The organism is Sphingosinithalassobacter tenebrarum, from assembly GCF_011057975.1.
In the GTDB taxonomy this organism is placed as follows: Bacteria; Pseudomonadota; Alphaproteobacteria; order Sphingomonadales; family Sphingomonadaceae; genus Sphingomonas; species Sphingomonas tenebrarum.
The window spans coordinates 602,268-613,361 of sequence record NZ_CP049109.1; the positions used below are offsets into that span (position 1 = coordinate 602,268).

13 protein-coding genes are annotated in these 11,094 nt (G+C 67.3%); 11 read left to right on the top strand and 2 right to left on the bottom strand.

Going from position 1 to position 11,094, the window contains the following annotated elements:
* The first annotated feature begins 169 nt into the window (after positions 1-169).
* From G5C33_RS03055 to G5C33_RS19410, 6 genes are read left to right on the top strand one after another with little or no spacing between them, the layout of a single operon-like run.
* Positions 170-871, top strand: coding sequence for a F0F1 ATP synthase subunit A (locus G5C33_RS03055; RefSeq protein ID WP_165325868.1), 702 nt, complete (start codon positions 170-172; stop codon positions 869-871).
* The gene (locus G5C33_RS03060) at positions 868-1,116 is read left to right on the top strand and encodes a F0F1 ATP synthase subunit C (RefSeq protein WP_165325869.1); all 249 of its coding nucleotides are present in this window, start codon (positions 868-870) and stop codon (positions 1,114-1,116) included. Before G5C33_RS03055 ends, G5C33_RS03060 begins: the two co-directional genes overlap by 4 nt.
* Before the next feature lie 18 nt (positions 1,117-1,134).
* On the top strand, positions 1,135-1,866 hold the full coding sequence (locus tag G5C33_RS03065; protein ID WP_165325870.1) for a F0F1 ATP synthase subunit B family protein: 732 nt from the start codon (positions 1,135-1,137) through the stop codon (positions 1,864-1,866).
* A complete protein-coding gene (locus G5C33_RS03070) occupies positions 1,856-3,370 on the top strand; it encodes a F0F1 ATP synthase subunit alpha (protein ID WP_165325871.1) in 1,515 nt (504 codons plus the stop codon). Before G5C33_RS03065 ends, G5C33_RS03070 begins: the two co-directional genes overlap by 11 nt.
* Entirely contained in the window at positions 3,367-3,924 is a 558-nt protein-coding gene (locus tag G5C33_RS19405; RefSeq protein WP_165325872.1) for a F0F1 ATP synthase subunit gamma, read from the top strand. Before G5C33_RS03070 ends, G5C33_RS19405 begins: the two co-directional genes overlap by 4 nt.
* Positions 3,912-4,229: a F0F1 ATP synthase subunit gamma gene (locus G5C33_RS19410; protein ID WP_165325873.1), complete on the top strand. Its 318-nt coding sequence runs from the start codon at positions 3,912-3,914 to the stop codon at positions 4,227-4,229. Before G5C33_RS19405 ends, G5C33_RS19410 begins: the two co-directional genes overlap by 13 nt.
* A gap of 13 nt (positions 4,230-4,242) precedes the next feature.
* On the opposite strand, the gene G5C33_RS03085 is transcribed toward G5C33_RS19410, so the two are convergent.
* Positions 4,243-4,452: a hypothetical protein gene (locus G5C33_RS03085; RefSeq protein ID WP_165325874.1), complete on the bottom strand. Its 210-nt coding sequence runs from the start codon at positions 4,450-4,452 to the stop codon at positions 4,243-4,245.
* A gap of 203 nt (positions 4,453-4,655) precedes the next feature.
* Between G5C33_RS03085 and G5C33_RS03090 the strand changes: the two genes are divergently transcribed.
* The 4 genes from G5C33_RS03090 (at position 4,656) to G5C33_RS03105 (ending at position 9,541) form a co-directional block, all read left to right on the top strand.
* The gene (locus G5C33_RS03090) at positions 4,656-6,587 is read left to right on the top strand and encodes a glycogen debranching protein (RefSeq protein ID WP_165325875.1); all 1,932 of its coding nucleotides are present in this window, start codon (positions 4,656-4,658) and stop codon (positions 6,585-6,587) included.
* Positions 6,588-6,590: 3 nt separating this feature from the next.
* Complete coding sequence (gene glgP, locus G5C33_RS03095) at positions 6,591-8,261, top strand: alpha-glucan family phosphorylase (RefSeq protein ID WP_206518627.1); 1,671 nt, start codon at positions 6,591-6,593, stop codon at positions 8,259-8,261.
* Positions 8,262-8,288: 27 nt separating this feature from the next.
* Entirely contained in the window at positions 8,289-9,281 is a 993-nt protein-coding gene (locus G5C33_RS03100; protein WP_165325876.1) for a sodium:calcium antiporter, read from the top strand.
* Positions 9,282-9,358: 77 nt separating this feature from the next.
* Positions 9,359-9,541 (top strand): hypothetical protein, encoded by a 183-nt coding sequence (locus G5C33_RS03105; protein ID WP_165325877.1) that lies wholly within the window; start codon positions 9,359-9,361, stop codon positions 9,539-9,541.
* Here G5C33_RS03105 and G5C33_RS03110 read toward each other — a convergent pair.
* Entirely contained in the window at positions 9,523-10,557 is a 1,035-nt protein-coding gene (locus G5C33_RS03110) for a 2-hydroxyacid dehydrogenase (RefSeq protein WP_165325878.1), read from the bottom strand. The genes G5C33_RS03105 and G5C33_RS03110 overlap by 19 nt on opposite strands.
* A 228-nt stretch (positions 10,558-10,785) precedes the next feature.
* On the opposite strand from G5C33_RS03110, the gene G5C33_RS03115 reads away from it, so the two are divergent.
* Positions 10,786-11,073, top strand: a complete 288-nt coding sequence (locus tag G5C33_RS03115) for a DUF2934 domain-containing protein (RefSeq protein WP_165325879.1) — start codon at positions 10,786-10,788, stop codon at positions 11,071-11,073.
* Positions 11,074-11,094: the final 21 nt, after the last annotated feature.

Genomic DNA, 11,094 nt, shown 5'->3' on the forward strand with positions numbered 1-11,094 from the left:
TCCGAAGGGCGGGCGGCGGCGGCGGTATTGCTGCAGTTCGTTCGTTTCGCGCTGCTCGCCGCGGCGTTGTTCGCGCTGGCGCAGCTGGGGGCGGCGACGCTCGTCGCGGCGGTGGTAACGCTGATCGCGACGCGACTGCTGCTGCTCCACCGGCTTTCGCGGACCTGCCATGATCGGTTCGCCGCTCGCGATCGAACCCGTGTTCCAGCTCGGTTCCGTGCCGATCACCATGCCGGTGCTCGTCACCTGGGGGATCATACTGGTCCTTGTCGGCGGCGCGGCGCTGCTGACGCGGCGGCTGCGGATCGAACCGGGCAAGGCGCAGGTCGCGCTCGAGCTGCTGGTGTCGACGATCGACAGCCAGATCCGCGACACGATGCAGGCCGACCCGGCGCGCCACCGCATGCTGATCGGCGGATTGTTCGTGTTCATCCTGATCGCCAACTGGACCGCGCTGATCCCGGGCGTCGAGCCGCCGACCGCCCATATCGAGACCGACGCGGCGCTTGCCGCGATCGTGTTCGCGGCGATGATCCGCGAAGGCGTGCGTGCACGCGGCGCGCTCGGCTATCTCAAGAGCTTCGCCGAGCCGGTCTGGTTCATGGCGCCGCTGACCCTGATCGAGCAGATCACGCGCACCTTCTCGATGATCGTGCGCCTGTTCGGCAACGTGATGAGCGGGGTGTTCGTCATCGGCATCCTGCTCTCGCTCGCCGGACTGCTCGTCCCGATCCCGCTGATGGCGCTCGACCTGCTCACCGGCGCGGTCCAGGCCTATATCTTCGCGGTGCTGGCGATGGTGTTCATCGGCGCCGCGATCGGCGAATCCGCTCCTTCTTCCCCCGACACTCATTCGCAGGAACCGACATGACCGACCTTGTCCAGATCGCCAGCATCCTCGCCGCCGCGCTCGCGGTATCGTTCGGCGCGATCGGCCCGGCGCTCGGCGAAGGGCGGGCGGTGGCTGCCGCGATGGACGCGATCGCGCGACAGCCCGAAATGGCGGGCACCATTTCGCGAACGCTGTTCGTCGGGCTGGCGATGATCGAGACGATGGCGATCTACTGCCTCGTCGTCGCGCTGCTCGTGCTGTTCGCCAATCCCTTCGTCCACTGATCGGCGGAGCGAGCGGCGGTGCGGATAGACTGGTGGACGCTGGGACTGCAGGCGGTCAACGCGATCGTCCTGATCTGGCTGCTCGGCCATTTCCTGTTCCGTCCGGTCGCCGCGATCATTGCCACGCGGCAACAGGCTGCGGCGAAGCTGCTCGCCGATGCCGATGCCGCGCGCGCGCAGGCGGAAAGCGAGCGTTCCGCTGCCGAGGCCCTACGCAAGGACGTTGCGTCGAAGCGCGAAGCAATGCTCGACGCGGCGACCGGCGAAGCGGCGAAGGCGCGCGAAGAATTCGTCGCCGCCGCGAAGGCGGAAGCCGACACATTGAGACAGGCCGCCGCCGCCGAGCGGGAGAAGCATCGCGACGAGGCCGATCGCGAGAGCCGGCGACAGGCGGCGCGGCTCGCAGTCGCCATTGCGCGCCGGCTGCTCGATCGGCTGCCCGCCGCGATGCAGGTCTTGCCGTTTCTGCCGGGTCTGGGCGAGGCGATCGACGCGCTGCCCGAGGAAAGCCGCGCCGCGCTGGCAAGCGCCGACCTTATGGTGCGCGTGCCGCGTGCCCTGGACGAAAGTGAAACCGCGCAGCTCAACGACCTCGTCTCGGCGAAGCTCGCCACCGATCGGACGCCGGCGGTGACCGTCGATCCCGCTGTCCTTGCCGGCGTCGAACTCGAAGGACCGCACGCCGTCGCGACCAACAGCCTGCGCGCCGATCTCGACCGGATCGCCCGGGAGCTGAGCCATGACGGGTGACCGCGCCGGCGAGTGGCTCGCACGCGAATCGGATCGCGTCGCGCGCGCCGCCGTCGGTCCGCGCGCGGAGGCGCTCGGGCGCGTCGAACACACTGCTGACACCATCGCCTTTGTCTCGGGCCTGCCCGATGCGCGGCTCGGCGAACTGCTGCGGTTTCCCGGCGATTGTTACGGCTTCGTGCTCAGCATGGAGGCCGACGGGCTCAACGCCGTGCTGCTCGACCGGGACAGTGCGATCGAGGCGGGCGCGCGGGTCCACGGCACCGGCGATGTGATCCGTGTGCCGGTGGGGCCCGGTCTGCTCGGCCGAGTCGTCGACCCGCTCGGGCGGCCACTCGACGGCGGCGAGGCAGTCGCGGCCGAGGACCATCTGCAGATCGAACGCGAGGCGCCGCGTATCCTCGACCGCGATCTGGTCGATACGCCGCTCGAGACCGGGCTGCTGGTCGCCGACACGCTGTTCCCGATCGGACGCGGCCAGCGGGAACTGATCATCGGCGATCGCGCGACGGGCAAGACCGCGCTCGCGCTCGATGCGATGGTCAACCAGCGTCATTCGGATGTGGTGTGCGTTTATGTCGCGATCGGACAGCGCGCGAGCGCAGTCGAGCGCGTCATCGAGGACATGCGCGCGCACGGCGCGTTCGATCGCGCCGTGTTCGTCGTCGCGGCCGCTGCCTCCGCGTCGGGGATGCAGTGGATCGCGCCGTTCGCGGGCTTTTCGATCGCCGAATATTTCCGCGACCGCGGGCGGGACGCGCTGATCGTTCTCGACGACCTGACCAAGCACGCCGCGACGCATCGCGAGATTTCGCTGCTGACCCGCGAGCCGCCGGGGCGCGAGGCCTATCCCGGCGACATCTTCTATCTCCATGCGCGCATGCTCGAACGCGCCGCGCGCCTGTCGCCCGCGCTTGGCGGAGGCAGCCTGACCGCGTTGCCGATAGCCGAGACCGATGCGGGCAATTTGTCGGCCTATATCCCGACCAATCTCATCTCGATCACCGACGGGCAGATCGTGCTCGACCGGCGGCTGTTCGCGGCGGGGCAGCGGCCCGCGGTCGATGTCGGGCTGAGCGTCAGCCGCGTCGGCGGCAAGGCGCAGAAGCCCGCGCTGCGCAAGGCCTCGGGCCGCATCCGGCTCGATTATGCGCAGTTTCAGGAACTCGAGATGTTCACGCGCTTCGGCGGGCTTTCCGACGAGCGCGTCAAGGCGCGGATCGTGCGCGGCGAGCGCATCCGTGCGCTGCTCACCCAGCAGCGCCTGTCGCCGCTGCGCATGGCCGATAGTGTCGCGCTGCTGACCGGACTTGCGGAAGGCCTGTTCGATGCAATTCCGCCCGAGGCCGTCGCCGCGCTGCGCGAGCGCCTTCCCAAGCGGCTCGACGCGCAGGCGAGCGCTGCGGTGCGCGCGATCGAAACGTCCGGCGAACTTGATGACGAAGCGCGTACGGCGCTGCGCGACGTCGTCCGCTCGCTGATCGCTTCGCCTGACGCGACATGACCGATCGCCTCGCCGCCATCGCCGAACGCATGGAGACCGTGCATCAGCTTGGCGCGGTGGTGACCGCGATGCGCGGGATCGCCGCCGCGCGCAGGAACGAGGCTGACGCGCGGCTCGAAGCGGTGCGCGCCTATGCCGCTACGGTGGGCGATGCGATCGGCACCGCGCTGGCGCTCGCCACGCCAATGGCCGCGCCGCCCGGGCAGGCATCCGAGGCGCGGCGAATCGTGATCCTGATCGGCGCCGAACAGGGTTTTGCCGGTCCCTTCGGCGATCGCGCGCTCGACGCCGGGCAAGCTGCGCTCGCCGAAGCGGGCGCAGTCGCCGAACTGATGCTGCTCGGCAGCCGCACGCGGATGCTGGCGGAGGCACGCGATCTCGACGCCGTCTGGTCGGATGCGATGCCGCTGCATGTTCGCGAAGCCGCCGCCACGGCGGGCCGCGTTGCCGAGGCGCTGTATGCGCGAGTCGCGGCGCACGGCACCGATCGCGTGACGCTGGTGCACGCCGTTCCCGAAAGCGGGCGGTTGCCGAATTTCGAGTGTCGACGCTGATCCCGTTCGATTATGCGCGCTTCCCGGTGCGGCGAAGCGACGCGCCGCCGCTGACGACGCTCTCTCCTGATGTGTTGCTGCCGCAACTGGCCGAGGAATATGTCTTTGCGGAGCTTTGCGAGGCGGTCGTCCTGGCGTTCGCGGCGGAACAGGAAGCGCGACTGCGCGCGATGATGAGCGTGAGCGAACATGTGAAGCGCAGCAGCGAGGATCTGGCCGCGCAATATCGTCAGCGCCGTCAGGAAGCGATCACCGAGGAAGTGGTGGAGCTCGCCGCCGGTGTCGATCGGGAGACGGGCTCGTGACCTGCCGGTGGCGCTAGCGGGCCAGTTTGGTGCACTTCACTTCGCTGGCGCGCGCCTTCCAGTGTTCGATCCGCTCAAGCCGCTCGAACTCGGCAATCGCCTTGGCGATCGCCGCTTCCTCACCGCCTTCGGTGGTGATCAGGATTTCGCGCTGGCAGACATGATGGTCATGCCCTGTGGAATCGCACAGTTCGTTGTAGAAGCCGACACGATAATTCGTCATGTGGACCCTCCTGGCCTATTGGGGGTTCCGTATCCAAGATACGCTTCGTCGCCGGGATTTCTGTACGTAACTTTCCGGGTGCACCCTGCGCGGCGTTGCTTCCAGAGAGCAAATCGCAAGCATTTTCGGAGCATCCCGTGACCGATAGCCCATCAACCGGGAATTTCTTGCTCCTCGCGCCCGGCCTTCCGCTGCCCCTGGGTATGACCGCGAACGAGCGGGGCCATAATTTCGCGATTTTCAGCCGCCATGCAACCGCGATGTGGCTGTTGCTGTTCCGCCCGGGCGAATCGGAACCCTGCGCCGAATTCCCGCTCGACCCGCTGACGCATCGTACCGGCGAGATATGGCATGCGGAAGTCACCGGGGCCGGTGCCGATTTCGACTATGCGGTGCGTGCCAACGGCCCCGCGCGGCCCGATCTCGGCCATCGCTTCGATGCCTCGCGCGTGCTGCTCGATCCCTATGCCTGCGATGTCCGTGAACAGCCGGACCGGAGCTTTCGCGCGCGGATGGGGACGCCGGAATTCGACTGGGGCGACGATCGCCGGCCGCATCACGGCTGGAGCGAGACCGTGATCTACGAGGCGCATGTTCGCGGGCTCACCTGGCACGAGTCGGCGGGGGTCGCGCATCCCGGCCGCTATCTTGGCCTGATCGAGAAAATCCCGCATCTCCAGTCGCTGGGTATCACCGCGGTCGAGCTGCTGCCGGTTCAGGCCTTTCCCTGCGCTGCGCCTGCTTCGCCCGTCGACGGCCATGCGCGGGCCAACTACTGGGGCTATGATCCGGTCTGCTTCATGGCGCCGCATCCCGGCTATGCCGATGTCGATCCGACGATCGAGCTCAAGACGCTGATCCGAGCGCTGCACAAGGCGGGAATCGAAGTGATTCTGGACGTCGTGTTCAATCACACCGCCGAAGGCGGCGCTGCGGGGCCGACACTGAGCCTCAAGGGGCTCGACAATGCCACATACTACATGATCGAGCCCGAAACCGGCGAATATCACGACTTCACCGGTTGCGGCAACACGGTGGATTGCAGCCGCCCCGTGGTTCATGCGCTGATCATCGCCGCGCTGCGCCACTGGGTGGTCGACTATCATGTCGACGGCTTCCGCTTCGATCTGGCGACCGTGCTCGGCCGCGATTCGGACGGCACGCTGCTGCCGCGTCCGCCCTTGCTCGAGGAAATCGCCGAGGACCCGATTTTGGGTGGCGTCAAGCTGATCGCCGAGGCCTGGGACGCGGGCGGCGCGGAGGAGGTCGGGCGGTTCCCCGGCGTGCGCTGGGCCGAATGGAACAGCTATTTCCGCGACGATGTCCGCCGGTTCTGGCGCGGCGATCCGGGCATGACGGGTGCGTTCGCGACGCGATTGTGCGGCAGTCAGGATCTATTCGGCGACGGCGGCAAAACGCCGGTGAACAGCATCAACCTGGTCACGTCGCACGACGGCTTCACGCTCGCAGACCTCGTTTCCTACGGCCACCGCCACAACGAAGCGAACGGCGACGCCAATCGCGACGGTCCCGCGCAGAGCCACAGCGACAATAACGGTGTCGAGGGGCCGAGCGACGATCCCGAAATCGTCGCGATGCGCGACCGGCAGATCCGCAATTTCCTGCTGACGCTGATGGTCTCGCGCGGGGTGCCGATGCTGCTCGCCGGGGACGAATGCAAGCGGACGCAGCGCGGCAACAGCAATGCCTGGTGCCAGGATAATGACGTCAGCTGGTTCGACTGGCGGTTGGTGGCGGATAATGCGGAACTGGTCGCTTTCGTCCGGCGGCTGATCGCGTTTCGCCGCGCGCACCCGGTGCTGAGCGCCGAGCGTTTCTATACGGCGGAGGATATCACCTGGCTGGGTGCGGACGGCGGCGAGCCGCAATGGCAGGGCGCGGACAATCTGATCGGATGCGTGATCGAACCGCGATGCGCCGACGGTGCCGACCGGCTGGCGATGTTCTTCAACGCGAGCGAGGAGACGCGGCGCTTCCTGCTCGCCGGAGGGCCGTGGTACGTCGTGTTCGATACATCGGGCGCGATGCCGGCGGGGCGTCGTGTCGCATCGGAAAATATCGCCTTGCCCGCGCGTTGCTCGCTGGTGTTGCGTATCACGCCCTGGAAGGAATGAGACTTGGCCGATCTGTCCGTCGCGCTCAAAGGCGCCTCGACTGCGTTCGTCACGATGGAAATCGCAATCGCGCCGGAGATGCGCTGCTATAGCGGCGGGCTGGGTGTACTTGCGGGGGATTATCTGCGCGCGGCAGCCGATCTGGCGCTGCCGATGGTGTTCGTCACGCTCGCCAATCGGGAGGGCTATGTCCTTCAGGAAATCGATGCGCAGGGCAATCAGATCGATCGTCCGCATCCCTGGGAGCCGGGGGACCATGCGGTGCCGCTCGATACAGTGGTTACGGTGCCGGTCGCGGGGCGCGACGTTGCGGTGCGCGCCTGGATGCATGTCAGCGAAGGCGTGACCGGCGCCAGGGTCGCGACGTTGCTGCTCGACACCGATCTGCCGCAGAACAGCGCCGAGGACCGCGCGCTGACCGGTCGGCTATATGGCGGCGACGCGCGCTATCGGCTGCGGCAGGAGGCCGTGCTCGGCATCGGCGCGGCGCGGCTGCTGAGCGCGATCGGGCTCGCGATCGGGCATTGGCACCTCAACGAAGGCCATGCCGCGCTGCTGCCGCTCGAACTGGTGCGCGCCGGATCGGATATCGACACGGTGCGCCGCGCCTGCGTCTTCACCACGCACACGCCCGTCGCGGCGGGGCGCGACAGGTTCGCGTTCGGGCTGATGGAAGCGGAGTTGCCGCGCGACTATCGCGCCGCTTATGATCGCGTGCTGCCGGATGCCGAGGATCTCGACATGACGCTGCTCGCGATGCGGCTTTCGGGCTATGCCAATGCCGTGTCGAAGCGGCATCGCGACGTCGCCAGCGATCTCTATCCGGGCGAGGACATCGCCTATGTCACCAACGGCGTCCATCCCGGCTATTGGGCGGCGCCGGCGATGCAGGCGCTGTTCGATGCACAGGCCTCCGGCTGGCGCGAGGACAGCGACGCGCTCGCCGCGATCGCCATGACCGATCCCGCGCGTGTCGCGCAGGCGCACGAGGCCGCGCGCGCGAATCTGATCGAAAGCGTCCGCACGCGCACCGGGCGGCAGCTTGATCCGCAGCGGCCGATCCTCTGCTATGCGCGCCGCATGACCGGATACAAGCGGCCGACGCTGATGTTCGAGGACCTCGATCGGCTGCGAACGATCGCGCGGCGCCATCCCTTCACGCTGCTGATCGCGGGCAAGGCGCATCCGAATGACGGCGGCGGCAAGGACGCGATCCGCGCCATTCACGATTTCGCGCGGCAATGCGACGACATGCCGTCGGTAGTGTTCCTGCCCGGATATGGGCTCGAACTCGCGCATCTGCTCGTCGGCGGGGCGGATGTCTGGCTCAACCTGCCGGTGCCGCCGCTCGAAGCCTCCGGGACCAGCGGGATGAAGGCGGCGATCAACGGCGGCCTTAACCTCAGTACCCCCGACGGCTGGTGGCTGGAGGGCGTGCGCGAAGGCGCGAACGGCTGGACGATCGGCGATGGCGATACCGATCCCGATCGCCACGGCGCGCTGCTGCTCGACATGCTTGCAAAAACGGTGCTGCCCGCCTGGTATGAGGATCGCGAAGGCTGGAACGGCATGATGCGCGATGCAATCGCGACGATCGGCCCCGCCTTCAGCGCGCAACGGGCGATGCGCGAATATGCGCGCGACGCCTATCGCTTCGACGGTCTGCGCGGCTAGACACGCCCCTGACAGCGGGGGAAAGCAATGATCATCTGGCTCGCATTTCTCGCCTGCGCCGCGGTCATCATGATGGCCGGGCCGGTGCTGACGCGGCAGGCCGACGCGATCGCCAATGCCAGCGGGCTTTCGCGTTCCTGGGTCGGGCTGATCCTGCTCGCCACCGCCACCTCGCTTCCCGAATTGCTGACCGGCCTGAGTTCGGTGACGCTCGCCGATGCGCCCAACATCGCGGTGGGCGATGTGCTGGGGAGCTGCATCTTCAACCTGCTGCTGATCGCGGTGCTCGACCTGTTGAGCCGCGACCAGTCGCTGTTCGGCACGATTGATCGCAGCCATATCCTCACCGCGACGCTCGGGCTCATCCTGATCGGAACGGTTGGCGCGCTGCTGATCGTCGCGCGGGGCGCGCTCGATTTCCGCATCGCCCATGTCAGCATCTATTCGCCCTTTCTGGTGATCCTCTATTTCGTCGCGGTGCGCGCTTCCTTCCGGCATCAGGGGCACGCTGGCGGCGTGGTGTCGGAACCGCAGCCTGACGCGCGGCTGGGACCTGCGATCCTGCGCTATGCGGGCGCGGCGCTGGTGATCTGTCTCGCCGGCGCGCTACTGCCGTTCATCGGCGTCGCGCTCGCCGAGGCGATGGGTTGGAAGACCAGCTTCGTCGGAACCCTGTTCGTCGCCGCCGCCACGTCGCTTCCCGAACTGGTGGTGATGCTCGCCGCGCTGCGGCTGCGCGCGGTCGACATGGCAACCGCCAATCTGCTGGGCAGCAACCTGTTCGACGTGCTGATCCTCGCCATCGACGATTTTGCCTATACCAGGGGGGCGCTGCTCGCCGATGCTTCGCCGGCGCATGCCGGATCGGCCTTCGCCGCGACGATCATGTCGGGGATCGTCATCATCGGCATCCTCGATCAGCCGCGCGCGCGCTTCTTCGGCGTCATCGGCTGGATCAGCATCCTGCTCGTCGCCGTTTATGTGCTGAGCGCCTATTCGATCTTCCTGCTCGGGCAATAGCTCGCCCGCGATGCGGATAATCCCGTAACGACGCGGCTTCATTCCGCCTGCAATATGATCGGCGAAAGGGGTATGCCATGCATCGCAACGAAATTCGCTATCTCGTCCGTCGCGCGCTCGATCATCGCCAGGCGGCGCGTGCCGCTCTCATGCCTGAGGTGCAGTCGGTGCATCGTAGTTTCGTGAAGTCCTATCTCGGCGCGGCGACGTCGGTTCGCCGGTCGGCGCGCGACCTCGCGCTTCACGGGACGATGGGCTGAACCGGGCAGCCCATATGGCTGGCGCTCGATACGCGGTTGACCAGCGGTTCGCCGGCTTCCACCGCGGCGAGATTGCCGAGCGTCGTGTCGCAAATCGCGGTCAGCGCTTCCTCGGTCAGGAACGCCTGATGGCCGGTGATCAGGACGTTGGGGAAAGTGAGCAGCCGCTGGAACACATCGTCCTGGACGATTTCATCGGACAGGTCGGCGAAGAACAGATCGGCCTCCTGTTCATAAACGTCGAGCGCGATGCCGCCGATATCGCCGCGTTTCAGCCCCTCGATCACCGCGCTCGTGTCGATCAGCGCGCCGCGACTGGTGTTGACGATCACCAGCCCCTTGCGCGCCCGGGCGATCACCTCCCGGTCGATCAGATGGCGCGTGTCGGGGGTGAGCGGGCAATGGAGCGAGATGATGTCGCTCTCCGTCAGCAATTGCGCGCGCGGGACATAGCGTACGCCGATCGCCTTGAGATTTTCGTCCTCATAGGGGTCGCTCGCCAGCACCTCGCAGCCGAAGCCCAGCCGCAGCGCGCGGGCAACGAGCGCCCCGATCCGGCCGGTTCCGACGACCCCGGCGACGCGGCCATGAACGTTGCGCCCGATCAGTCCGTCGAGCGCGAAGTTGTTCTCACGCACGCGCGCCCAGGCGCGATGGATCTTGCGATCGAGCGCGAGCAGCAGCCCGATGGTGAATTCGGCGACCGCCTCGGGCGAATAGGCCGGAACGCGGACCACCGCGATCTCCAGCGCCTCGGCGGCGGGCAGATCGACATTGTTGAACCCCGCGCAGCGCAGCGCCACCGTGCGCACGCCGAGCCGATCGAGCGCGGCGAGCACATCGGCATCGACGCAATCGTTCACGAAGACGCACACCGCGTCGGCGCCGTCGGCAAGCTGCGCCGTTGCCGTGTCGAGCCGCGCGTCGAAGAAAATGAGGTCGTGCCCGAAGCGGCGGTTCGACGCTTCGAGGAAGCGGCGATCATAGCCCTTGGCACTGAAAACGGCGACGCGCATGGGAATCTCCCTGCCGGGTTTGCGCATATTCTATCGTGGATCGGGGCGCCCTGTGAACCGGGGGCACGCGGTCTTCACATTCGCGGCGAATTGCGGGAAAACCGCGTCGGACTTAACCTTTGTCCCAAGCGAACGATGCTAGGGGACATATTCGGCGCCTGAACCATTTCATCACTGTGCAACAGCCGCGGCGGCGCTGTCGGGCGCCGGAAGGAAAGGGGAAGCAACATGACCGATACACGTATTCGCGAACGGGCCTTCGCCATCTGGGAAGAAGAAGGCCGCCCGCATGGGCGCGACAAGGAGCATTGGGAGCGCGCGAGCCGGGAAGTCACCGAAAGCGCGCCCGCAAAGGCGCCCGCCAAACCCAAGCGATCGCGCGCCAAGGCCGCACCGGCGACGGCTGGTGACGCGAAGCCCGCCCCCAAGCGCACGCGCGCAAAGGCCGAGGCAAAGGCGCCCGCCGATGCGTCCGCACCGGCCAAGTCACGAAGCCGCAAGACAAGCAAGGAATAGCGCAACGCGGCCGCACGGGCC